Source organism: Amycolatopsis sp. NPDC114503 (assembly GCF_055633655.1).
In genome coordinates, this window is record NZ_JBVKDT010000013.1 from 179,715 (window position 1) to 203,353 (window position 23,639).

General features: G+C 68.2%; 18 protein-coding genes. 13 read left to right on the plus strand and 5 right to left on the minus strand.

The window, feature by feature from the left end; all coding sequences use genetic code 11:
- The first annotated feature begins 23 nt into the window (after positions 1–23).
- Positions 24–989: an EamA family transporter gene (locus ACZ7OI_RS39835; protein ID WP_470269302.1), complete on the plus strand. Its 966-nt coding sequence runs from the start codon at positions 24–26 to the stop codon at positions 987–989.
- On the opposite strand, the gene ACZ7OI_RS39840 is transcribed toward ACZ7OI_RS39835, so the two are convergent.
- Both ACZ7OI_RS39840 and ACZ7OI_RS39845 read right to left on the minus strand, forming a co-directional pair.
- Positions 964–1,440, minus strand: coding sequence for a (2Fe-2S)-binding protein (locus ACZ7OI_RS39840; RefSeq protein ID WP_037817840.1), 477 nt, complete (start codon positions 1,438–1,440; stop codon positions 964–966). The genes ACZ7OI_RS39835 and ACZ7OI_RS39840 overlap by 26 nt on opposite strands.
- An 8-nt stretch (positions 1,441–1,448) precedes the next feature.
- Complete coding sequence (locus ACZ7OI_RS39845; protein ID WP_470269303.1) at positions 1,449–3,785, minus strand: molybdopterin cofactor-binding domain-containing protein; 2,337 nt, start codon at positions 3,783–3,785, stop codon at positions 1,449–1,451.
- Positions 3,786–3,969: 184 nt separating this feature from the next.
- Between ACZ7OI_RS39845 and ACZ7OI_RS39850 the strand changes: the two genes are divergently transcribed.
- Positions 3,970–5,577, plus strand: a complete 1,608-nt coding sequence (locus ACZ7OI_RS39850; RefSeq protein WP_470269364.1) for a sigma-54-dependent Fis family transcriptional regulator — start codon at positions 3,970–3,972, stop codon at positions 5,575–5,577.
- A 125-nt stretch (positions 5,578–5,702) separates the two neighbouring features.
- On the opposite strand, the gene ACZ7OI_RS39855 is transcribed toward ACZ7OI_RS39850, so the two are convergent.
- From ACZ7OI_RS39855 to ACZ7OI_RS39865, 3 genes are read right to left on the minus strand one after another with little or no spacing between them, the layout of a single operon-like run.
- Positions 5,703–6,704 carry an AraC family transcriptional regulator gene (locus ACZ7OI_RS39855; RefSeq protein WP_470269304.1) on the minus strand — a complete coding sequence of 334 codons (1,002 nt, stop codon included), beginning with the start codon at positions 6,702–6,704 and terminating at the stop codon, positions 5,703–5,705.
- Positions 6,705–6,749: 45 nt separating this feature from the next.
- Positions 6,750–7,643, minus strand: a complete 894-nt coding sequence (locus ACZ7OI_RS39860; protein ID WP_470269305.1) for an SDR family NAD(P)-dependent oxidoreductase — start codon at positions 7,641–7,643, stop codon at positions 6,750–6,752.
- Positions 7,644–7,689: 46 nt separating this feature from the next.
- Positions 7,690–9,129: a pyridoxal phosphate-dependent decarboxylase family protein gene (locus ACZ7OI_RS39865; protein WP_470269306.1), complete on the minus strand. Its 1,440-nt coding sequence runs from the start codon at positions 9,127–9,129 to the stop codon at positions 7,690–7,692.
- A 103-nt stretch (positions 9,130–9,232) separates the two neighbouring features.
- Here ACZ7OI_RS39865 and ACZ7OI_RS39870 point away from each other — a divergent pair, with 103 nt between their 5' ends.
- The 11 genes from ACZ7OI_RS39870 to ACZ7OI_RS39920 all read left to right on the plus strand — a co-directional run bounded on the left by ACZ7OI_RS39870 (position 9,233) and on the right by ACZ7OI_RS39920 (position 23,498).
- Positions 9,233–9,685: an Lrp/AsnC family transcriptional regulator gene (locus ACZ7OI_RS39870; protein WP_470269307.1), complete on the plus strand. Its 453-nt coding sequence runs from the start codon at positions 9,233–9,235 to the stop codon at positions 9,683–9,685.
- Positions 9,686–9,704: 19 nt separating this feature from the next.
- Complete coding sequence (locus ACZ7OI_RS39875) at positions 9,705–10,535, plus strand: class I SAM-dependent methyltransferase (RefSeq protein WP_470269308.1); 831 nt, start codon at positions 9,705–9,707, stop codon at positions 10,533–10,535.
- Positions 10,536–10,729: 194 nt separating this feature from the next.
- Positions 10,730–12,262 carry an FG-GAP-like repeat-containing protein gene (locus ACZ7OI_RS39880; RefSeq protein WP_470269309.1) on the plus strand — a complete coding sequence of 511 codons (1,533 nt, stop codon included), beginning with the start codon at positions 10,730–10,732 and terminating at the stop codon, positions 12,260–12,262.
- A 27-nt stretch (positions 12,263–12,289) separates the two neighbouring features.
- A complete protein-coding gene (locus ACZ7OI_RS39885) occupies positions 12,290–14,869 on the plus strand; it encodes a lectin (RefSeq protein ID WP_470269310.1) in 2,580 nt (859 codons plus the stop codon).
- Between the two features lie 183 nt (positions 14,870–15,052).
- Positions 15,053–16,396, plus strand: coding sequence for a serine hydrolase domain-containing protein (locus ACZ7OI_RS39890; protein ID WP_470269311.1), 1,344 nt, complete (start codon positions 15,053–15,055; stop codon positions 16,394–16,396).
- 10 nt (positions 16,397–16,406) lie between these two features.
- Complete coding sequence (locus tag ACZ7OI_RS39895) at positions 16,407–18,059, plus strand: ABC transporter substrate-binding protein (RefSeq protein ID WP_470269312.1); 1,653 nt, start codon at positions 16,407–16,409, stop codon at positions 18,057–18,059.
- A 4-nt stretch (positions 18,060–18,063) separates the two neighbouring features.
- Entirely contained in the window at positions 18,064–19,029 is a 966-nt protein-coding gene (locus ACZ7OI_RS39900; protein WP_470269313.1) for an ABC transporter permease, read from the plus strand.
- Entirely contained in the window at positions 19,026–19,955 is a 930-nt protein-coding gene (locus tag ACZ7OI_RS39905) for an ABC transporter permease (protein ID WP_470269314.1), read from the plus strand. The genes ACZ7OI_RS39900 and ACZ7OI_RS39905 overlap by 4 nt, the downstream gene beginning before the upstream one ends.
- Complete coding sequence (locus ACZ7OI_RS39910) at positions 19,952–20,917, plus strand: ABC transporter ATP-binding protein (protein ID WP_470269315.1); 966 nt, start codon at positions 19,952–19,954, stop codon at positions 20,915–20,917. The genes ACZ7OI_RS39905 and ACZ7OI_RS39910 overlap by 4 nt, the downstream gene beginning before the upstream one ends.
- Complete coding sequence (locus tag ACZ7OI_RS39915; protein WP_470269316.1) at positions 20,914–21,897, plus strand: ABC transporter ATP-binding protein; 984 nt, start codon at positions 20,914–20,916, stop codon at positions 21,895–21,897. The genes ACZ7OI_RS39910 and ACZ7OI_RS39915 overlap by 4 nt, the downstream gene beginning before the upstream one ends.
- 32 nt (positions 21,898–21,929) lie before the next feature.
- On the plus strand, positions 21,930–23,498 hold the full coding sequence (locus ACZ7OI_RS39920; protein ID WP_470269317.1) for an N-acyl-D-amino-acid deacylase family protein: 1,569 nt from the start codon (positions 21,930–21,932) through the stop codon (positions 23,496–23,498).
- Positions 23,499–23,639: the final 141 nt, after the last annotated feature.

Here is a 23,639-nt window from a genome sequence, read left to right on the forward strand (position 1 = left end):
GGGCCGGGACGCAGAATGCGGACGTGGCCGACCAGGGCAGTACCGCGCGGGCGACCGGGCTGAGCCTGGTCTCCTGGGTGCTGTTCGCGAGTTCCGGCCCGCTCGCCAAGGCGGTGCTCGACGCGGGCTGGAGCCCGGCGGCGGTCACCGCGGTGCGGATCGGCCTGGCGGCGGCCCTGCTGACGCCGGGGGTCGCGCTGCTGAGGCCGCGCGCGTTGCGGTTCCGGCGTGCTGAACTGTGGCTGCCGCTCGGCTACGGACTCCTCGGGGTCGCGGGTGTGCAACTGTTCTTTTTCGTTGCGGTGTCCCGGATTCCGGTCGCGGTGGCGATGGTGCTGGTGAATCTGTCGCCGGTGCTGGTCGCGCTGTGGGTGCGCGTCGTCCGGCGAACGAGGCTGCCGGTGGCGGTGTGGCTGGGAATCGCGCTCGCGATCGCCGGGCTGGTCCTGATCGCCGGGCTCGGACCCGGTGCGCGGCTGGACTTTCCGGGCGTCGCGGCCGGAGTGGCGTCAGCGGTCTGTTCCGCCGGATACTTCCTGCTCGGCGAACGCGGTGCGCGGCGGCACGATCCGCTCGGAATGACCGCCGCGGGGCTGACGATCGGGGCGGTGGCGACCATCGCCATGAGTCCACTATGGACTCTCGAGGTCGATTCGATCCCGGTGGCGCTAGGCGAGATGACGATGCCGGTCTGGCTGGCTTTGCTGATTCTGGCTGTCTTCGGCACTGTGCTGCCGTACTTGGCCGGGCTGCACGCGCTGAGCGGCTTGCCGGTCGCCTTGGCAGGAGTCCTCGCGCTGGCCGAACCCTTGGTCGCCGCGCTGCTCGCGTGGCTGTTGCTGGGCCAAGCGCTGGGCGCGGTGCAGTTGATCGGAGTGGCGGTGCTGCTCTGCGGCGGGACGCTGGCACAGACCGGAAAACTTGCCCCGCAGCCGGAAACGACTGCGGGGCAAGCGAAACCGGTCACATCTTCGCGGCGCCGGCCTTGATCGCCTCGCGGATCCGGGAGTACGTGCCGCAGCGGCAGACGTTGCGGATCTCGTCCAGGTCGGCGTCGTTGATCTCGCGGCCCTTCGCTTTGGCCTCCTTGACCTTCGCGACCGCCGCCATGATCTGGCCGGGCTGGCAGTAGCCGCACTGCGCGACGTCGTTCTCCAGCCACGCTTCCTGCATCGGATGCAGGTCGGCCTTCACGGTGTCCGGCAGGCCCTCGATCGTGGTGATCTCGTCGGTGGCCTTGATGTCGGCCACGCGCACCGAACACGGGTTGAACGCCTTGCCGTTGAAGTGCGACGTGCAGGCCTTGCACACGTTGATGCCGCAGCCGTACTTCGGCCCGCGGACGCCGAGCACGTCGCGCAGGACCCACAGCAGCCGCACGTTGTCGTCGACGTCGACGGACACCGGCTTCCCGTTGAGGATGAAGGTGTGCTTGCTCATCGTGCTCCTCAGTAGGTGTGGCTCAGGCCGTCGGTCGGCGATTCGGGAACGGGCGGGACGAACGACTTGACCTCGAAGCCGATCGGGTCGTCGTGGTTGATCGGGAACCGCTTCGGGACCTTCCCGGTCGCGCGGGCGTACGCGCACGCGACTGCCGCGACGGAACAGGCCACGCCCGCTTCGCCCGCGCCGCCCGGCTGCTCCCCGTTGGACGGCATCGCGATCGCGGTGAAGTCCTGCGGGATGTTCCACTGCCGGGTGTAGAAGTAGTTGTCCCAGCTGGCTTCCAGGAAATGCCCGTCCTTCAGGTGGACGCTGCTGGTCAGCGCGAGCGCCAGGCCGTCGGCGAAACCGCCCATGATCTGCGCTTCGAGGCCGCGCGGGTTGATCACCAGCCCGGCGTCGAGCGCGATGACCGCCTTGGTCACGCGCGGACCGGTGACGCCGTCGCGGACCTTTCGGTTGACCGTCTCCGGGCGGCAGTCGATTTCCACGAGGCAGGCGCTGGCGCCCTTGTATTCCTTGTGGATCGCGATGCCCTGCGCGGTGCCCGGGGCCATCTTCCTGCCCCAGCCGCCGACCTCGGCGACCTTGCGCAGCACGCCCTTCACCTTGTCGTTCTTGAGGAATTCCATCCGGAAGTCGTACGGGTCCTTGCCCATCGCCTTGGCGAGCATGTCCACGACCAGCTCGTTGGCGCAGCCGACGTCGGGCGAGTAGACGTTGCGCATCGACCCGGTGTTGAACCGCTGGTCGGTTTCGGTGAGCGTCTGGTCGACGACGCCGAAGTTGTACGGCATTTCCTGGCTCAGCACGAAAACCGCCTCGGCAACGCCGAGGTTGCCCAGTCCGGTCGGGAGTTTCGTGGCGACCGAGGTGAGCATTTCGCCGAGGCCGTGCCGGAACGAGGTCTCGACGGAGGTGTGCCGCTGCTCGAAGGTGAGCACGTTCCCGGCGAGCACGGTGGCCCGGATCCGCGACGTCGCCATCGGGTGCAGCCGCCCTTGGCGCGGCTCGTCGGCGCGGTGCCACATCAGCCGCACCGGCTTGCCGAACGCCTTCGACGCCTGCGCCGCTTCGATCGCGTGGTTGCCGAACAGCTTGTGGCCAAAGGAACCGCCGCCGGTGACGACGTGGACCTTCACCTTGCCCTGCGGCAATCCGACCGCCTGCGCGACCTCGCCCTGGGTGACGATCGGCGACTTCAGCCCGGCCCAGATCTCCGCGCTGCCGTCGCGCACGTCGGCGACCGCGCAGTACGGCTCCAGCGCCGCGCTCGAGCGGAACATGAACTCGAAGTCCGCCTCGACCGTCTTGGTCAGCACCGGAACCTTCGGCACCGCCAGCGGAAGCTCGGCGCGGCGCAGGTTGGCGAGCACGGATTCGTCGTTCTGGCCCTCGACACTGCCGGGGCCCCAGTCGACCTGCAGCGCCCGCACGCCGTCGATGCACTGGCCGAACGTTTCCGCGCGGACCGCGACTCCGGTCGGGATGATCGCGATGTCGGTGACGCCGGGCAGCTTCAGCACGTCGGCCTTGTTGCGGACGGCTTTCGGCGTGCCGTTGAGCGTCGGCGGACGGCAGATCATCGTCGGCAGCGCGCCGGGGATGTCCAGGTCCATCGCGAACTGCTTCTTGCCGGTCACGATGTCGTGCGCGTCGAGGCGGGTCTGCGGCTTGCCGAGCACCTTGAAGTCGCCGGAGCCCTTGAGCTTGCTCGGGTCCAGCTGCACCTGCTTGGTGGTGCTGGACGCGGCCTTCGTCGCCAGTTCGCCGTACGTCGCGGTCTTGCCGTTCGGCGCGGTGACGACGCCGCCCTTGACGATGAACCGCTCGGCGGTGCCGCCGAGCAGGATCGCCGCCGCTTCGAGCAGCTGCTGCTTGGCGATCGCGGCGGCGACGCGGATCGGCGTATAGGTCGAGACCGTGGTGTTCGACCCGCCGGTGAGCTGGTTGAACAGCAGTTCCGGCCGCGCGGGCGCGAGCGTGACGTGCACCTTCTCGACCGGCAGGTCCAGCTCCTCGGCGATGATCATCGCGGTCGACGTGGTGATGCCCTGGCCGACTTCGGCGCGCGGGATCTCGAACGACGCGCTGCCGTCCTTGTTGATGGTGACGGTGATCAGCTGCGACGTCGGAAGCCCGGCGTCGGTGAGCGCGTCGTTGAGGTCGTACAGCTCGGGCGGCTGCGGGGCGGAGGGAACGGCGGCCGCCGCGGGGGTGGAGAGCCCGACGTCGGCGGCTACGACGAGGGTCCCGGCCGCGACGACGTAGCCGAGGAATCCGCGCCGGGAAACGCCCCCGCGCTCCTTCCCGGTGTCGGGCTCGGAGTGACTGAGAGTCACGCTGCTTCCCCTTTCGAGGTAAGGACCGCGTGCCGGAACGCAGCACGTGCACGCGGGTGGTGGTGGGGGACCACCTTGCCGGGTGAATCCGGGCTTGAGTGTTCAAGTTCTGTACAGCGGCAGCGGAGAGCGATGGTTATCCTGCTGCGCGTCACCAACGAAGGTGGAGATCCGCGTGAGTTCAATGACGTCCTCGCGCAGCGCGGTGCTGCGGGAACCGATCGCCCAGTCCTGGCGGCGCGCCTCGCTCGCCGGTGTGCGGCCCGAAACCGCGCTGCTCGGTCTGCGCTCCGAGGAGTTCGACCCGGCCAGCAGGCTGCTCTCGGCGGCCGCGCCGGTGCTGGAGGACCTCGACGATCGTCTCGCCGGCACCGCGATGTCCACTGTGCTCGTCGACCACGACGGCAGGCTCGTGCACCGGTGGAGCGCCGACCGCGCCGTCGAAGACTGCCTCGACCATCTCGGCATCGGGGTCGGCACCTGCCTGCTGGAGGACGAGGTCGGGACCACCGGCCCGGGCACCGCGCTGGAAACCCGGTCGAGCATCGTGGTGCACGGGGAAGAGCACTACGCCGAGGCGCTGCGCGGTTTCAGCTGTTACGGGCACCCGATTTTCCACCCGGTCACGCGCAGACTGGAGGGCGCGCTCGACATCACGCTGCTGGCAGCCGAGGCGAATCCGCTGCTCGCGCCGCTGGTCGCGAAGGCCGTCGAGGAGATCGAACGGCAGCTGCTGGAGGGCAGCCGGGTGTCGGAGCGGTCGCTGCTGGCCGCGTTCCAGGCGACGTCGCGCCCGACCCGGCCGGTGGTCGCGATCGGCCCGGACCTGTTGCTGTGCAACCAAGCCGCGGCCGATCTGCTGGAAGGCGCGGACGTCGCGCTGCTGTGGAACCTCGCGGGCGAGGCGAGCCGACCGTCCGAAATGGAGACCGAACTGCGCTCCGGCCAGCGCGCGCGGGTCCGGGCCGAACCGGTGCCCGGCGCACGCGGCGGAGTGCTGGTGGAGATCCGCCCGCTGAGCGCCGCCGAGGCTCGGCCGCCGCGCCGCCGCCCTGCTGTCGTTCCCGGCCACGTGCACATCTCCGGCCCGCCCGGAACCGGCCGCACCACCGAGGCGCGGCTGCGCGTGCCCGAGGAACCGTGCACGACGCTGACCGGCTCGGAAGCAGTACTCGGCGGCTCGGCGGCCTGGGCCGCGCAGTTCACCGCCGCGGTCGAGACGGGGTCCGGCAGCATCTGCGTCGACGGCGCGGACCTGCTGCCCGCTGAGCTGGTCGACCTGGTCGCCACGCACGCCGCCCGCGGAGTCGGCCCGCACCTCGTGCTGACCACCGGCCCGCGCGAGGGGCTGACCGGCCCGGAGCGCGCGCTGATCGCGTCGTGCGAGGAGAACGTCGAGCTGCTGCCGCTGGCGCACCGCCCGGACTTCCCCGAGGTCGCGGCGCGAATGCTGGCCGAACTCGGAGCCGCGCGGACGCACAACATCACGCCGGGCGCGCTGCGGATCCTCGGCTCGTACGACTGGCCGGGGAACCTGCCGGAACTGCGCGGCGTGCTGAGCCAGGCGATCCGGAAGAGGTCCGTGGGAGCGATCGGGCCGGGGGATTTGCCGCCCGCGCTGGTGGCGGATGCTTCGGGGCACGAGCTGGCGCCGATCGAACGGGCGGAACGGAACGCGATCGTGGCGGCGTTGCGGTCGGCCGGGGGGAACAAGGTGCGGGCGGCCAGCACGTTGGGGATTTCGCGGACGACGTTGTATGCGCGGATGCGGGCTTTGCGGGTGCCGGGGTAGTCGGCGGGGTGCTCGCCGGAGTGTGCTGGCTCTCGCCGGAGTGTGCTGGCTTCGGAAAAACCCAGGTGCTGCTTGGATTTCTCGATTCGTTGCCGCGGCTGAGGCTGGCGAATTGCGTCCCGGATCTAGCCTGGTGCGGTGGCCTCGCCGCGCATCAGCCTCCCGGGCCAGCGGTAGTCGCCCAGCGAACGCCCGGTCCACCGGCGAAACGCTCGCCGAAACGCGCTCGCCTCGGAAAAACCCAGCCGCTGAGCCAGTTTCTCGATCGATTCGTCGCCGCGACTGAGACTGGCGATCGCAGCGTCACGACGAACGCCGTCCCGGATCTGGCCGATCGACGTGCCCTCGCTCCGCAGCAGCCGACGCAGGTGCTGGGTGCTGACCCCGAGCCGGTCAGCAATGCTGTCCGGCGCGATGGCACCCTGTTCGACGATCGCGCGGGCCCGGTCGGCGAGGGTTGAACCGTAGTCGCGGGTGGCGAGCCAGACGTCCGGCTGGTCCTCGAGAAACTCAGCCAGCTCCGCCTCGCTGCGGATCACCGGCGCGGGCAGGAGCTTGCTGTCGAAGGCGAGGACGAGCGCGTCGGCGTCGAACTGCGGATGGCGGCCGAAGACCAGCTCATAGTGCGGCGCGTGGTCCGGTTTCGGCCACGGAAGACGGAGTTCGCGCAGGTCGATGCGTTGTCCGGTGAGCCAGCCGAGCAGCCGGTGCACGACGATGGCGACCAGTTCGGCCGCGACGTGGTCGGGATCGTCGAGCTGGCGGACGTCGATCTCGACTTCCGTCAGCGGACTCGCCGCGCGGACTGCGACGGCGGGCATGCCAGGCAGGACTTCGGCGGCTTCTGCCAGGCGGTGCAGGGCCGTCCGCAGGTCGGGCGCGGGCGCGACCGATCGGACTACCAGCCGGAACAGTCCGCGCGGGGCTCGCGGGCCGAGGGCGAAGAGTTCGTCGTCGGTTTGGAGCCACAGTTCGCGGGTGAGTTCCGAGACCTGCCGGCGGGTGACGCCGGTGCGGTCCGGCGGGATGCCGAGACGGCGCAGCAGCGCGGGGACGTCGAGATTCCGGCGTTCGCCGATCCGCGCCAGCCGCTGGGCCAAGGCGTCCAGAACCGCCGGATCGTCCACGGTTCAAGGCTAGCTGTCGGTTAACGGGCGGCCCCTCACGGCTTTCTACCCGATCGGGTGACGCGGCTCGGCCGGGATCCGCGTGCCGAGCAGCCGTTCGGTCTCCGCCCACAGCCACGCGCCCAGCTCCGGATCGCGGCTCGTCGTCACCGGCTGTTGCACCTCCGCATGGGCGGTCCGATGCGGACCGAGGTACTCGCCTCCGCGCAGTTCCGGCGAAGCGACCGCGGCCACGACCGGCCGGGCTGCCTGATCCTTTCCCTGCACGATCCCGCGCAGCACCGCTCGAGCTACCCGCGCCCCGGGCCGTCCGAGCGTGAGCGCGTCGATCGCACCGCCGGGATGGACAACAACTGACTGCACTGATATCTCACCAAACCGCCGCTGTAATTCGAAGCCGAAAATCTCGACCGCGTGCTTGGACATCGCGTAGGCGACTCGCGCCCGGTAATCCCTTTCGGACAGCCAATTCTCGCGATCGAACGGGATCTTGCGGGTCAGCATGCTCCCGAGACTGACCACCCGCCGGACCGCCGGAAGCGCGCGCCGCAGCAGTTCCGCGTGCGCGAGGTGATTGATCCCGACGATCTCCTCCACCCCGAACGCGCCGATCCGCCGCGCCTGGCCCGGCCCGAACGCTCCCGCGACGACACCGGCGTTGAGCACGAGCGCGTCCAGCCGCGGCAACTCGCCGAGGTGGTCGCCGGCCCGGGCGATGGACGTCCGGTCGGCGAGGTCCAGCTGAAGGAACTCGTGCCGCCGCGGGTTCGGGAGCGCGGAAACCGCCGCGCTGCCCCGGGATTCCGACCGGCCGAGGACCAGTACCCGGGCGCCGAGATCGGCGAGCTGTGCGGCGGTGAAGAAACCGATTCCGGAGGTGGCCCCGGTGATCGCGACGGTCTGCCCGTCGATCCGCTCGGGCTGTACTTCTTTCGACACAGTGTGGACGCTACGTTCGCCGTCGATGCCCGCACCAGGACCAGCGCTAGCGGATTTCGGGACCGCTGCGCGCATTGCCAGGCTTTCCGGCGAGTGCGGCCAGCCGATCCGCGACCAGGTCGATGTCGGCGTCGGTGGTGCGGTAGTTCGCGACGCACGCGCGGATCGCGGTTTGCCCGCGCAGCCGTGCCGGGCCCAGCAGCGCAGTGCCTTCGTCCGCGAGCTGGGCGAGCAGCTCCGGGTATTCCTCGTCGCGGCGGCCGTCGATGCGCACGCACACGGCAGTCAGTGCTACCGGGTTCAGCAGAGTCAATCCCGGTTCAGCGGCGACGCGTTCGCCGAGCCGCGCGGCGAGGCGGAGGCAGCGTTCGGCGGCGGCGCGGAAGGTGTCGACGCCGAACGTCCGCAGCGCGGCCCACACCTTCAACGCCTTGAAGCTGCGCGAAAGCTGCGGGCCGTAGTCCATGAAGTCGAGCATCAGGTCGTCCTCGGCGACGGTCAGATACGACGACGAGAACGCGAAGGCGGACCGAAGCTTTCCGGCGTCTTTCACCACCAGCGCACCGGCTTCGAGCGGCATGAACAGCATTTTGTGCGGATCCAGCGCGATGGAATCCGCGCGGGACAGCGGGGCGAACGCCTCCCGCGCGGAGTCGGCGAGGACGAACAGCGCACCGTACGCGCCATCGACGTGCAGCCAAAGGTCTTCTTGCGCGCACAGATCGGCGATGGGCCCGATCGGATCGATCGACCCGCTGGTGACCGTGCCGGCGGTGGCGACGACGCAGAACGGCTCGAGCCCGGCGGCGCGGTCGGCGGCGATGGCGTCGGCGAGGAGGTCGACCCGCAGGCGGAAGTCGTCGTCGACCGGGATGTGCCGGACGTGGTCCAGGCCGATGCCGAGCGTCGCGGCGGCCTTGTCGACGCAGCGGTGGGCCTCCACGGAGGTGTACAGCACCAGCGGTGGCGCACCGGATTGCAGGCCGCGTTCGCGGAAATCCGGGCGGCGGTCCGCGAGGGCGGTGGTGATCGCGTCCCTGGTCGCGCCGGAACCGCCGTTGGTCAGGATGCCGCCCGCGGCCGGGCCGAGCGCGAAAAGACCGGCCAGCCACTGGACAACCGAGCGTTCGACGACGCTCGCCGCGGGGGAGAGCTGCCAGAAGTTGCAGTTTTGGTTGAGCACAGCGGCGATCGCGTCGGCGTACGGAGCGATGCCGTTCGGCGGACCCTGCACGTACGCGAGGAATCGCGGGTGCGCGACGGCGGTCGAGTTGGGCACGATTCGGTCCTGAAGCTCGGCGAAGAATCCTTCTACGCCAATGCCTTCTGCCGGAAATGGTTCGGCGAGGAGTTTCGCCAGAGTGTCCCGGTCGACGTCCGGGAGGATCGGGCGGGCCGGGAGGGACTCCTCGTAGCTGTCGACGAAACGGGCCAGGGAAGCGGCGGCTTGCGCGCGTTCCGCGGGGGAGAGAGCGAGGGAGTTCACGTGCTGCCTTCCGGTCGAATGCTGGTGTCGACGGTAGTGCGGAAGGCGGGGCAGCCGATGCCAAAGATTGCGCCGTCAGCGGTTCTGATTAGCATCGAATGCTATGGACGAGACTGATCGCGCAATCATCAACCACCTCGTGGCCGACGGTCGGCTGCCGAACAACGAACTCGCCGACCGGGTCGGGCTGTCGCCGTCGCCGTGTCTGCGCAGGGTCCGCGCGCTCGAAGCGGCCGGGGTGATCACCGGCTACCACGCGGCAGTCGACCCGGCCGCGCTCGGCCGCGGCCTCGAAGTGCTGCTGCACGTGGAAATGTCGGACCAACGCAGCGAAGTCGTCGAGGCGTTCGAGGAGGCGGTGCTGCGGCTGGACGAAGTGGTGTCGTGCCGCCGGATGTTCGGCACGCCGGACTATCTGATGCAGATCGCGGTGCCTGATATGGCAGCGTACGAACAGCTGTATATGACTGAGCTGACTCGGATGCCGGGCGTGGCGCGGACGAATTCGCAGTTCGCGATGAAGACGGTGAAAGCAACGCCTGGTCATCACTGGTGATCCGCGTAAGATCTCAACGGTGGCTACGGGGCGGGTAGATCTCACTGGCGTGCAGTCGACGATGCTCGTGACCCTGTTTCTTCGAGCGCTGGACGCCCGGGACGCGCAACCCATTCTCGGCGACCGGCTCGCGGCCGAAGCGGTCGAGCGGATCGACTACGACTGGGCGAAGCTCGACAAGCCGTCGATCGTCCGCAACCGGTCTGGGGTCGCGTTGCGGGCGCGGCGGTTCGACACCTGGGCGGCGGAGTTCCTGCGCGCGCACCCGGAGTCGACGGTGCTGCAGCTGGCGTGCGGGATGGACAGCCGTGCGTTCCGGCTCGAGCCGCCGGCCGGCGTGCGGTGGTTCGACGTCGACCTGCCGGACGTCATCGCGCTTCGCCGGAGGCTGTATTCCGACGGCGACGGCTACCGGATGATCGCCGCGTCGGTGACCGATTCCGGGTGGCTGGAAGAGATTCCGGCCGATCGGCCTGCGTTGATCCTCGCCGAGGGACTGCTGATGTATCTCCGGGAGGCAGAGGTATCTCAGCTGCTGTGCCGGCTGACCGGGCATTTCCCGTCCGGTGCGCTGATCTTCGACGGGGTGTCCGTCCCGACTGCCCGATTCACCCAGATACTGAAGAAAGTGCTGCCGTCCCGCTGGTATCCCTACCCGGCCTACTGGACGGCGATCCGGGCCGAGTCTGATATCCCACGCTGGAATCCTGAGCTGCGGCCGCGCGGGTTCGAAGCGGTGCTGAAGGTCTACGACCAGATCCCGGATCCCCGGGTGCGCCGGTTCTGCCGGCTCGCGAGCCGATTCCGCTGGGCGGCGGACTTCCTGCGGGTGTTTCGCGCCGAATTCTGAACGGCCTCCCGCGGTTTCCCGCAGCCGGGATTTTCTGACAAAGACATGTCTGGACCAGTCCGTTGACATGGTTGTCATCGCGGGCTGACCATGGTCTCGTCGCCGGAGCGCACCCCGGTTCTCCTTCGGGCTCCGGGTTCGCACCGCTCGCCTGAACGGGTTCCGTCCGCCTTGTTGTGCCGGAGGAAGCTGCCATGCTGCTTCGTCGATTTCTTGCTGTCTTCGTTCTCCTAGCCGCCGCCGTACCGAGCCATTCCGCCGAAGCGGCACCGCTCGGCCAAGCGGTGCGGATCATGCCGCTCGGCGATTCGATCACGGCCGGAGCGGGCAGCGCCACCGTTTCGTCCTATCGGGCTCCACTGCGGACAATGCTCTCCGGAGAACCCCGTTACTCGCTTCGGTTTGTCGGCACCCAGACCAACGGCAGCCTGCCCGACCCGGCCAACGAGGGTCACAGCGGCTACACGATCGACCAGGTCACCGCGGGCATCGACGGCTGGCTCGCGTTCGACCGGCCGGATGTCGTCCTGCTGCACCTCGGCATCAACGACCTCGACCGCGGCATCGACGTGGCCCACGCGCCGGCCCGGCTGCACACCCTGCTCGACCGGGTCTACGCCGACCGGCCGAACGCCGCCGTCCTCTTGCTGGGTTTGATCCCGACGTCAGCGGGCTTGGAAAGCCGGGTCGCGGCGTTCAATTCCGTCGTGCGCGGTTTCGAGGCTGACGAAACCCAAGCCGGGCAACGGTTCCGCTACGTCGAGCCGCCAGCGCTCACCCCGGGGGAAATGGTCGACCACCTGCATCCGAACGATGCCGGGTACCGGCGAATGGCGGAAAGCTTCTCCGGCGCGCTCGCCCGCGCGTACACCGAGGGCGTGTTCGCCGGACATCAGCCGCTCGGCGCCGGAACTGAATCCGGCGGCACCGCAAAGGCCCGCTGGGCCGATTTCGACGGCGACGGCAGGGCGGATTACCTGACCGTCGCACAGAACGGCGCAATCAGCGTTTATCTGAATCGCGGCGGCGACGGCCACGGAGGCTGGCAGCCGCTCGGGCAAATCGCGACTGGGCTCACGACGGACCCGGCACGAGTCCGATTCGCCGATTTCGACGGCGACGGCCGCGCCGACTATCTCCTGCTCGAACCGACCGGCGCGGTGATCGTCTACCTCAACCGCGGCGGCGACGGCCACGGCGGATGGCAGCCGCTGGGCCAGGTCGCGACCGGCACCACCGCCGACCCGAGCCGCGTCTGGTTCGCGGACTTCGACGGCGACGGGCGCGCCGACTACCTGACCATCGGGCAGAACGGCGCGGTCACCGCTTATCTCAACCGCGGCGGCGACGGCCGCGGAGGCTGGCTTGGCCGAGGTCAGGTCGCCGGCGGCACCACCACCGACGTCCGCAGCGTGCGCTTCGCCGACCTCGACGGTGACGGCCGGGCCGACTACGTGACGATCGCGCCGAGCGGTGCGGTGAACGCGTTCTTCAATCGCGGCGGCGACGAGCAAGGCGGCTGGGATTCGCGAGGTCAGGTGGCTACCGGTGTCACCACGGATTCCGGCACCGTCGCCTTGGCCGATTTCACCGGTGGCGGCAATGCCGATTACGTCCTCGCCGACAAATCCACCAACGCTGCTTCCGTCTATTCCTGGGAAGGCGGCGACGGCCACGGCGGCTGGATCGACCGCGGCCGGGTTGCCAGCGGAGTTCCGATCAGCTGATTAACCCCCGATTGAAAAGGACGCGCGATGAAAGTTCGAGCGAGAGTGAGCTGCGCGCTGGCAACGGCCGTGACCGTCGCCGGATTGTGCGCCGGACCAGTGCAAGCGGCCGAACGCCGAGCGGCAGCGGATCCGGCCAGCCTGGTCAACCCGTTCATCGGAACCACCAATCAGGCCAACGATTTCCCCGGTGCGGACGCTCCGTTCGGCATGGTCCAGTGGAGTCCGGACACCGCGTCCCGGCCGCCGGGCGGAGGGTACGAGTACAACGATTCGACGATCACCGGATTCAGCCTGACCCACATCTCGGGGCCAGGCTGCGGCGCGGCGGGCGACCTGCCGATTCTCCCGACCGTCGGCGGAGTGAACCCGTCCGCCAACGTGAACTTCCAGCACGGCAACGAATCCGCGTCCGCCGGATACTACCGGGTGAAGCTCGACAACGGTGTCAACACCGAACTGACCGCCACCACCCGCAGCGGCATGGGCCGGTTCACCTTCCCCGCCGGAAACCAGTCGAACCTCGTGTTCAAAGTGGACGGAAGCCAGAACCGGCCCAGCAACGCGCAGTTCACCGTCGTGTCGAGCACCGAAGTGCGCGGTCAGGTCACCAGCGGCGCGTTCTGCAACGCGGGCAACAGCTACACCGTCTACTTCGACCTGCTCTTCGATCGTCCCTTCGCGAGCAGTGGCAGCCGTTCGGTCACCTTCGACACCTCCGGAAACCAAGTCGTGCAAGCGAAAGTCGGCGTGAGCTACGTGTCGGCCGCCAACGCGGCCGCGAACCGGGCGGCGGAGAACCCCGGCTGGAACTTCGACGGCACCCGCACAACCGCCGCGCAGGCGTGGAACGACCAGCTCGGCAAGATCAAGATCACCGGCGGAACATCGGACCAGCAGAAGATGTTCTACACCGCGCTGTACCACTCGCTGCTGCATCCCAACGTGATCAGCGACGTCAACCGCCAGTACCCCGGATTCGACGGCAAACCGCACGTCGTCGACGCGGGCCACGACGCGGTGTATGCCAACTACTCAGGTTGGGATATCTATCGCTCGCAGGCCCAGCTTGAAGCATTGCTGGCGCCGAAGGTCGCGTCCGACACCGCACAGTCCATGGTGGACGATTACCGGCAGACCGGGATCTTCCCCAAGTGGTCGGAGAACAACGGCGAGTCCTACGTCATGGTCGGCGACCCCGCCGCGGCCATCATCGCCGACTACTACGCCTTCGGCGCGCGCGACTTCGACACCGCCGACGCGCTCAAGGGCTTGATCGCGCAAGCCTCCAAACCGAACTACGACCGTCCGGGCCTGAACTACCTCGACAGCCTCGGCTACCTCCCGCACGACGGAAACTTCGGCTGCTGCAACGCTTACGGCCCCGCAGCGACCACTTTGGAATACAACACCGCGGACTTCGCCCTGTCCGCTTTCGCCGGCGCGCTCGGCGACACCGCCAACCAGCGCACGTACCGCAACCGCGCGCAGAGCTGGCGCAACCTGCTCAACCCGCAGTCCGGTTTCGTCCAGGCTCGCAACGCCGACGGCAACTGGCCGCTCGACTTCGACCCGACCAACGGCAAGAGCATGGTCGAAGGCACGTCGTTCATCTACACCGGCATGGTGCCGTTCGACCTGGCCGGGCTGACCCGCGCCAAGGGCGGCCCGACCGTGATGAACCACTACCTGGACAACGTCCTGCGCACCTTCGACGGGAACGACGGCCTCGCCTGGATGGGCAACGAGCCCAGCATCGAACTGCCCTGGGAGTACGACTACACCGGCGCGCCGTACCGGACGCAGGAGACGGTCCGGGCGATCCAGGGCAAGATCTGGCACAACACCCCGGACGGTCTCGGCGGCGGCAACGACGACCTCGGCACGATGAGCGCCTGGTATGTCTGGTCCGCGCTCGGCATGTTCCCGGAAACCCCGGGCACCGCCGACCTCGCGCTGGGCTCGCCGGTCTTCAGCCAAGCCGTCGTCACGCTCCCGTCCGGCGAAACCCTCACCGTCAACGGCAACGGGGCGGCGGACAACGCGCCGTACGTCCAGGACGCGTCGTGGAATGGCAGCGTCTGGAACAAGGCGTACGCGCCGGATATCAGCAACGGCGGCACGCTCAGCTTCACCCTCGGTACTACGGCCAACAAGGCGTGGGCTGCAGACGCCGCGCCGCCGTCCTACCCCGGAGACAGCCCGGCACCAACGAGCCCGCGCGTCGGCCCGATCGTCGCCGGAGTGTCGTCGGGCCTGTGCGTCGACAACGCGTTCTCGAAGGTCACTGACGGCAACCCGATCCAGCTCTACGGCTGCGATTCGACCTACGCACAGGACTGGGTCGTCGGCACCGACCACACGCTGCGCGTCCACGGCAAGTGTCTCGACGCCGACAATTCCGGCACCACGAACGGCACCCACATCCAGCTCTACACCTGCAACAACACAGGCGCTCAGCAGTGGGTCGAGGACAACGGCTCGCTGCGGAACCCGCATTCCGGCCTCTGCCTGGACGATCCGAACAGCAGCACCAAGGAGTTCACCCAACTGCAGCTCTACACGTGCAACAACAGCCCCGCGCAGAAGTGGGCGCTGCCCCGCTGAGCAGGCTGATTGCCCGGGCCGCCGCCCTTCGACGGCGGTCCGGGCACTGCTTTGGCGACCGCCACAAGTCACCGGCCGAATCTCTGGGCTCTCGTCCAAGGCTGCCGCGATCCGGCGGGATCGATACTGGCGCCCATCGACCCGCCGTGGTCGGGACACCGAGGTCCCGGAGGTTTCCAGCACATGACGCCGCCCCTGCCCCAGGCCGTGGACGAGGCGCTTCACCAGGCCTGCCGCACCGCGTTGCACGAACGGTCCTTCGCCGCCGGGCTCTCGATGGCGGTCACCGGCCGCGACGGGATCCTCGCGTCCGGCGCGTTCGGACACGCCGACCTGGCCGCCGCGCAGCCGACGACCGAAGACACTCTGTTCCAGATCGGCTCGATCTCCAAAGGCATGACCGCCGCACTGCTGTTGCGGGCGCGCGACGCCGGGCTGGTCGACTTGGACCGCCCGGTGACCGACTACCTGCCGTGGTTCTCCGTCCGGTCCGCGCACGCACCGATCACGCTGCGCCATCTGATGTCGCACACCGCCGGGATCATCGCGGGCACGGACGTCTCCGGCGACTCCGCCTTCGAGGTGTGGGCGCTGCGCGACACCGAAACCACGACGCCGCCGGGCACCTGGTTCCACTACTCGAACTCCGGTTACAAGGCGCTCGGGTTGGTGCTGGAGGTGATATACCAACGGCCGTATCAGGAACTTCTCGGCGACTTCCTGGCCGAACTGGGGATGTCGGCTGCCATCCCAGCGATCACCCATGAGATACGAGCACGCAGTGCGGTGGGATATGAACCGCGCTATGACGACCGGGTCCCGGTCCGCGAGGACGGCTTAGTCCCGGCGACCTGGATCGAGACCGCCACCGCGGACGGCAGCGTCGTCTCAACCGCGCGCGACATGACCACTTGGCTGCGCCTGTTGCTGAGCGGCGGATCACTGGTGGACGACCTCAGTACTCCGGCGATCCGGATCGACGAGGAAGACTGTTCGTACGGCCTCGGCATGATGGTCGGCGAGTTCGCCGGCCGGCCGCACGTCTGGCACACCGGCGGCATGATCGGCTACTACGCCGCGATCGCGTGCGATGTGGACGCCGGGATCGGGGCCGTCGTGCTGGCCAACGGCACCGGCCCGTGGCAGGAGACCGTCGTTCACCTCATCGCCGCGACGCGAGCCGCGCTTGAGGACGGTCCGGCACCGGAATTCGTTCTGCCGGAACGGAAACGTCCAGCGCTGCCGGCTCCGGACGACCCGCCCGCACCCTGGGCCGAGGTCGTCGGCCATTACCGCTGCCACAACCCGTGGCTGTCCAATGTGCACGTCTACGCCCACGACAACCGATTGTGGGTGTCGATTGCCGGCGGTCCGCCGGAGGAGCTGGTCCCGTTGCCGGACGGCTCGTTCCGCGTCGGCGCGGATGAACGGCTGCCGGAACGGCTGAAGTTCGACGTCGTCCTGAACGGGGTCGCGGTCCGCGCGGACTACTCCGGATGCCCGCTCTACCGCACCTTCACGCCCTAGGCGGCCCTTGATGAGAAACCGTTTTCGCCGCGCGGCAACGGCGCTGCTGGCCGTGGTGCTGGCCGCCGCCGGCGTCACTGCATGCGGCCAGGCCGAGAGCGAAACCGCCGACGGCGGCGTGTTCCGCTTCGGCGCCAACCAGCCGATCGACTCGCTGAACCCCTTCGTTTCTGTGGTCAGCATGGCTTTCTCGGTATTCGAGCAGATCTACCCGACCCTGGTCCAGCTCGACCCGAACGACAAATACGCCCCCGAATTCGCCACCGACTGGAGCACTTCCGAGGACGGTCAAACCTGGACTTTCCACACGCACCCCGGAGCGAAATGGTCCGACGGCGAGCCGCTCACCGCCGCCGACGTCGCGTGGACCCTCAGCACGATCGCGAAATTCCAGGACGGCCCTACCGCGGGTCTCGCCAACTACGTGGTCAACCTCGACAGCGCGACCGCACCCGACGCGAACACCGTGGTGTTGCACTACGCCAACCCGGTCTCGAACGTCCTAAGCAGACTGATGAGCGTCCCGATCTTGCCCCAGCACGTCTGGCAAAAGTACGCCGAGGACAAGGGCGAAGCGCTCACCACGTTCCCCAACACCGCGCCCATCGTGTCCGGCGGCCCGTTCGTGCTGGTCAAACACCAGCCGAAACAGATCGCGCTGTTCAAGCGGAATCCCGCTTACTACGGTCCGAAATCGCACATCGCCGGGTTCGGCATCCAGTTCTTCAGCACCGACGACGCGATGATCACCGCACTGAAGAGCCACCAGCTCGACGCCGTGCAAAGCGTTCCGGCCACTTCGGTGGGCAACCTCGAATCGTCCGGGTTCAAGGTGCTTTCCTCGCCGGGCATGCGATTCGACAGCATCACCGTCAACGCGAACCCGAAACAGCAAGCAGCGCACCGGGAATTGACGAACCCGCTGCTGCGCGAAGCGCTCGACCACGCGATCAACCGGGCCGAGATCGTGAAGACCTCGCTCCTCGGCCACGGCAAACCGGGCGGCGCGGTGATCGCGCCCGGCACCGCGGACTGGACCGACAGCTCGATCAAACCGCCTTCGTTCGACCTGGACCTGGCCAACCGGCTGCTCGACCAGGCCGGTTACCGGCGCGGCCCGGATGGCGTCCGGATCGCCGGCGACCATCCGATGGACTACCCGATCATCCTGCCCGAGGACACCTACAGCGGCGCCGGGCTGCGCTCGTTCCAGATCGTCCGCGGGGACTTCGCCCAGCTGGGCATCCGGCTCGAACCGCGGCTGCTCGACAACGCGGCGGCCAACGAAGCGGCCATGGCGAACAAATCGCAGGACTTCGCGATGACTATGTGGGGTTGGAGCGGCGGGACCAGCGACCCGGACGACACGCTCAACTACCTCACCTGCGCGAGTCAGGGAATCCTCAACGACACCGGCTACTGCAGCAAGGAATGGGACGACCTCTACGGCGAGCAGGGCGAGGCGATGAACCCCGCGGACCGGCACGACGTCGTGAACCGGATGCAGCAGCTGGCCGCGCGCGAGCGTCCGCTGCTCGTGCTCGACTACCCGGACGCGCTCGAGGCGCACTCGCCGTCCTGGACCGGCTTGACGCAAGTGGGCGGGTCCTCGTTCTCGTCGGAGTCGAAGCTCCCGCTGCTGTCCGTGCGAAAGGCGGGCTGACCCGATGCGCAGTCTCGACTACCTGCTCCGCCGCGGCGTTTTCACTGTGGTGACCATCTTTCTCACCGTCACCGCGAACTTCTTCCTCTTCCGGGTCCTGCCCGGCGACGCGGTGACCAACCTGTCCCGGATACCGCACGCGACCCCGGAACTGCAGCACGCGCTGATGGTCCGCTTCGGACTCGACAAGTCCAAATGGGACCAATACCTGATCTACCTCAAGAATCTGCTGCACGGCGACCTCGGAGTGTCGTTCACGTACCAGCAGCCGGTGACCCATCTGCTGGTCGAGGACCTCAAGAACACCGTGCTGCTGGCCGGCGTCGGAACGCTCGGCGCGATCGTGCTCGGCATCCTGTCCGGGGTGATCGCGGCGTGGCGGCGCAACTCCGCGCTGGACCACCTCAACACCGGGCTGGCGACGCTGGTGTACTCATTCCCGTCTCAATGGCTCGGGTTGGTATTGCTGATCCTGTTCGCTGGGATACTTCCGGCCGGCGGGATGTCCGACCTGTTCCTGTTCGACAGCCCGCCGTTCTGGCAGAACCTCGGCGACGTGGCGAGTCACATGGTGCTGCCGACGATCACGCTCATCCTCACTGCGTACGGCGGCTACACGCTGGTGGTGCGGTCCTCGATGCTGGAAACCCTCGGCGAGGACTACGTGCTCACCGCGCGCGCCAAGGGTCTCTCGGACCGGCGGGTGGTCTGGCAGCACGCGGTGCGGAACGCGATGCTGCCGATGGTCACCATGGTCGCGCTCGATCTCGGCTACGTCGTCGGCGGCGCGGTCCTCATCGAGGTGATCTTCAGCTGGCCGGGCATCGGCATGGCCACCTACACCGCGCTCAGCCAGCGCGACTACCCGATGGTGCAAGGCGGATTCCTGCTCCTGACGGTGTCGGTGATCCTGCTGAACTTCCTCGCCGACCTGGTCTACTTCCGTCTTGATCGGAGAGTCCGCGCATGACCACTGTCGTCCCGGCCGAATTGCGCCGCACCGGAATCTTCCGAAAAGTACTGCGAGAGCACAAAACCGCGGTCGCCGGTCTCGTCATCCTCGGGTTTTTCGTGACGATGGCGATTGTTTCGCCGTACGTCTCGCCCTACAGCATCACTGAACGGTCCTGTGCGGTTTTCGAACCGCCGTCGGCGCACCACTGGCTCGGCTGCGACGACGGCGGCGTAGACATGCTGTCGCTGCTGATGCGCGGCGGGCAGACGTCACTCGTCGTAGGGTTCGCCGCGACGCTCGTCGCGATGCTACTCGGCGGCACGATCGGGATCCTGTCCGGGTACTTCGGCGGATGGGTCGACGCGGTGCTGATGCGCATCACCGACGTGCTGCTGGTGCTGCCGGATTTGGTGCTGGCCATGGTGATCGCCGCGGTGTGGGGTCCGAGCCTGTTCCACGTGATCCTGGTGATCGGCCTGCTGGAATGGACGACGACCGCGCGGATCGTGCGCGCGGAGGTGATGTCGCTGCGCGAACGGGCTTACGTCAAACGGGCCCGCGGTCTTGGCGCGAGCAATACGCGGGTGATCGTCCGGCACATCCTGCCGCAGTCGGGTCCGCTGCTGATCGCCAATACCGTGCTGACCGTTTCGGTCGCGATTTACCTGGAGACAGCGTTGGCCTTTCTCGGTTTGGAAGACCCGAGTGTCACGACTTGGGGCACGATCCTGGAACACGCTTTCGCCCGCACCGCGATCAGTTCCGGGGCCTGGTGGGCGATCGTGCCGGACGGATTCGTCATCGCCGCGGTGAGCATCGGCTGCTTCCTGCTGGGACGGGCCATCGAGGACGCGCTGAACCCCCGGCTCAAGGTTTCCCATCTGTCCGGACGCCGGTGGCGAGTGCGGACACTGGCCGGAAGAGGAGCGGACGCCCGATGAACGTCTTGGAGTGCAACGATTTGCACGTATGGTTCGACCTGCCGGACGGCGGTCAGGTGCATCCGGTGAACGGGGTGAGCTTCGCGCTGGCTCCGAGCGAACGGTACGGGCTGGTCGGCGAATCCGGCTGCGGGAAGTCGACGACCATCCTGGCGTTGCTCGGCTTGCTGCCGCAGACCGCGACCGTGGCCGGCAGCGTTTCCATCGCCGGGACCGAGATCTTGGCCGGCGGCGAGGAATCCATGCGCGGGCATCGGTGGCGGGACATCGCGATGGTGTTCCAAGGCGCGATGAACGCGCTCAACCCGGTCAAGACAGTCGGCTGGCAGATCGCGGAACCGATGCTCGCCCACGGCATCGCGCGCCGGGCGAAGGCACGCGGGCGCGCGCGGGAGCTGCTCGAGCTCGTTGGTATCCCAGCTGCGGCAGCTGATCGATACCCGCACGAGTTCTCCGGCGGCATGCGGCAGCGATTGTCGATCGCGATGGCACTGGCCTGCGAGCCGAAGGTGCTTCTCGCCGACGAACCCACCACCGCGCTCGACGTGATGGTGCAGGCACAGATTCTGGAACTGCTCGCCCGGCTGACCGACGAACTCGGCATGGCACTGGTCCTGGTCACCCACGACCTGCCGTTGGTATCTCAATTCTGCCACCGTGCCGCGGTAATGTACGCCGGAAAGATGGTAGAAGAGGGCGCGGCGTACCAACTGAGCTGGGAGTCGCAGCATCCCTACACGCGGCTGTTGTTCTCCGCCACGCCAGACCTCTACGGCGACGAACCGGTGGTCTCGATTCCCGGCGCTCCGCCGCGGTTGGACACCGAGGTCGTCGGCTGCCCGTTCCGCCCCCGCTGCGATGTCCCGATGGACCGCTGTGCTTCCGAGCTGCCCCTGCTGACCACGGCCGGTCCGGGGCATCGGGCGGCGTGTTTCCATACCGAGAGCGTGGTGACGGCATGACCGAGGCGCTGCTGGAGGTCGACGACCTCTCGATCCATTACCCGATGCGCCGCGGCGTCGCCGGCGCGCTGGCACGGCGTCCGCGCAGCGTCGTGCACGCCGTGGACGGCATCAGCTTCCGGCTCGGACGCGGCGAGATGGTCGCCGTCGTCGGCGAGTCCGGCTGCGGGAAATCCACTACGGCGGCAGCGATCTGCGGTCTGATCGCCCCGACCGGCGGTACCGTCCGGCTGGAAGGCAACGCGATCACCGGGCTGTCGGAACGTCGGTTGCGCCCGGTCCGCCGACGGGTCCAGATGATCTATCAGGACCCGTACGAATCGCTCGACCCGCTGTGCCGGGTGCGGGACATCCTCGCCGAGCCGATGCTGATCCACGGGATCGGCGGGTCCAAAGCGGAACGGGTCGCGCTTGCCGAGGATGCCCTGGAACGCAGCGGCCTCTCGCCGGCACAAGCATTCCTGGACCGCTACCCGCACGAACTGTCCGGCGGCCAACGCCAGCGCGTCGCCATCGCCGCCGCACTCGTGCTCGACCCGGACGTCCTGCTCGCCGACGAACCAGTGTCCATGTTGGACGTTTCGGTGCGCGCCGGTGTGCTGTCCCTTTTGGACACTCTGCGCAAGGACCAGGACACCGCGATCCTGATGATCACCCACGATCTGTCCACGGCCGCGCATTTCGCCGACCGGGTCGTAGTGATGTACCTGGGCCGGATCGTCGAACAGGGACCGGCGCGGGAGGTCGTGCACAACCCGCAGCACCCCTACACGAAGGCACTGCTGTCCGCAGTCCCGCGACGAGACCGGGATCAGCAGGCGAAACCGCAGCTGCTCACCGGCGAGACACCGAACCCGGTCGACATCCCGTCCGGCTGCCGATTCCGCTCGCGCTGCCCGGTCGGCACCGACGACTGCGAGCGCACCGACCCGCCGCTGGTCACGACCGGCGACCACGAAACCGCATGTCTACACGTCTGATCCTGCCCCGCGCCCCTAAGGAAAGGAACCTGATGTCCGCCGATTTCGTCCTCCGAGGTGGCTCAGTACTCGACGGCACCGGAACCGCTGCCCGCCGCGCGGACGTAGCGATAGCCGGGGACCGGATCGAGGCGATCGGCGACTTCCGGGACGCCGACGCTCCTGTCCTGGACGCCGAAGGTTGCGTGGTGGCCCCGGGGTTCGTCAACGTGCTCAGCCACGCCTACGAAACCCTCCAGCTGGACCCGCGTGGACTGTCCGACATATATCAAGGCATCACCACTGAGATCTTTGGCGAAGGCCGCTCGATGGGCCCGGTCACCGGCCGGATGACCGACCTCGTCGCCGCCGAAGCGCCGCTGTTCGGCATGCGGACCAGCTGGCCCCGGCTCGACGGCTTCCTGACCGACCTCAGCGGCGCCGGACTCAACATCGGCAGCTTCGTCGGCGCGGAAAATCTCCGAATGCCCTTCGCCGGCAACGAAGACCGCCCGCTCACCGACGATGAGCTGACCGCCGCCTGTGCGCTGCTGGACGAGGAACTGGCGGCAGGTGCACTCGGTGTCGGCTCGGCGTTGATCTACGCACCGGGCAGCTACGCGTCCACCGAGGAACTGATCGCGTACGCACGAGTGCTGGCCAAGCACGACGCGCTGTACATCTCGCACATCCGCGGTGAGTCGGACAGGTTGGTCGATTCAGTCGACGAGCTGATCCGGATCGCCCGGGAATCCTCTGCGCGAGCAGAGATATATCACCTGAAGGCTTCCGGACAACAGAACTGGCCGTTGATGTCCACTGTGCTCGACCGGGTCCAGCAGGCGCGAGCCGACGGACTCGGCATCACCGCGGACATCTACCCGTACGACGCGGGCTCGACCTTCCTCTCCGCCTTCATCCCGCCACGTTTCCACGACGGCGGCGAGCTGGCCGCGCGCATCGCCAACCCGTCGATCCGCTCGGAGATCAAAGCCGCCATCCTCGAGCCGCGGCAAGACTGGGAAAACCTGTACCTCGGATCCGGCGGTGCGGAGGGAATCCTGCTGCTGGGAGGTTCGGGTGCTGCGGCGCCGGGTCAGACGCTCGCCGAGGCCAGTCGTGGGGGAGATCCGCTCGACACCCTGCTGGACCTCGTCGCGGCGGAACCGAATCTGATGGTCGCCCTGTTCACCGCCTCGGAGGCGGACACGCGGCGCGCACTGAAACAGCCGTGGGTTTCGGTGTGCACGGATTCCGAGGCGATCCCGGCGGAGGCGCCGTTCACGGAGACGTCCACCCATCCCCGGACGTACGGCGCCTTCGCACGAGTGCTCGGCCCGTGGGTCCGGGAAGGCGTGCTGCCCCTGGAGGAGGCGGTGCGGAGGATGACGAGCCTGCCCGCCGCGAACCTGCGCCTGGTTGACCGCGGCGTGCTGCGACCGGGTGCGTTCGCGGACGTGACGGTGTTCGATCCCGCGGCTGTGCAGGACAACGCGACGTATCTGGACCCGCACCGCTATGCCGACGGGATGCGGCACGTCCTGGTGAATGGACAGCCAGCCCTACAGGATGGCAAACCGACCGGGGTACTGGCTGGGCGCGCGGTTCGGCGGGGGCGGTAGGGCGGGAAGGGGCCACAAGGTTGGTGCGGGCCAGTTCGGTGCCGGGCCTGACCGCTCTGCGTCCCGGCCGAGCGGTCCCGGCCAAGCTGTTTGCCGGGGCGGTGGTGAGGTTTGCCAGCTGAGCTGATCCTTGAACTTGAG

What these genes read in the sequence shown, in the direction of transcription:
- ACZ7OI_RS39840 (WP_037817840.1), bottom strand. Translation starts at nt 1,440, where the DNA reads ATGAGCAAGCACACCTTCATCCTCAACGGGAAGCCGGTGTCCGTCGAC.
- ACZ7OI_RS39850 (WP_470269364.1), top strand. Translation starts at nt 3,970, where the DNA reads ATGACGTCCTCGCGCAGCGCGGTGCTGCGGGAACCGATCGCCCAGTCC.
- ACZ7OI_RS39870 (WP_470269307.1), top strand. Translation starts at nt 9,233, where the DNA reads ATGGACGAGACTGATCGCGCAATCATCAACCACCTCGTGGCCGACGGT.
- ACZ7OI_RS39880 (WP_470269309.1), top strand. Translation starts at nt 10,730, where the DNA reads ATGCTGCTTCGTCGATTTCTTGCTGTCTTCGTTCTCCTAGCCGCCGCC.
- ACZ7OI_RS39885 (WP_470269310.1), top strand. Translation starts at nt 12,290, where the DNA reads ATGAAAGTTCGAGCGAGAGTGAGCTGCGCGCTGGCAACGGCCGTGACC.
- ACZ7OI_RS39890 (WP_470269311.1), top strand. Translation starts at nt 15,053, where the DNA reads ATGACGCCGCCCCTGCCCCAGGCCGTGGACGAGGCGCTTCACCAGGCC.
- ACZ7OI_RS39895 (WP_470269312.1), top strand. Translation starts at nt 16,407, where the DNA reads ATGAGAAACCGTTTTCGCCGCGCGGCAACGGCGCTGCTGGCCGTGGTG.
- ACZ7OI_RS39900 (WP_470269313.1), top strand. Translation starts at nt 18,064, where the DNA reads ATGCGCAGTCTCGACTACCTGCTCCGCCGCGGCGTTTTCACTGTGGTG.
- ACZ7OI_RS39905 (WP_470269314.1), top strand. Translation starts at nt 19,026, where the DNA reads ATGACCACTGTCGTCCCGGCCGAATTGCGCCGCACCGGAATCTTCCGA.
- ACZ7OI_RS39910 (WP_470269315.1), top strand. Translation starts at nt 19,952, where the DNA reads ATGAACGTCTTGGAGTGCAACGATTTGCACGTATGGTTCGACCTGCCG.
- ACZ7OI_RS39915 (WP_470269316.1), top strand. Translation starts at nt 20,914, where the DNA reads ATGACCGAGGCGCTGCTGGAGGTCGACGACCTCTCGATCCATTACCCG.
- ACZ7OI_RS39920 (WP_470269317.1), top strand. Translation starts at nt 21,930, where the DNA reads ATGTCCGCCGATTTCGTCCTCCGAGGTGGCTCAGTACTCGACGGCACC.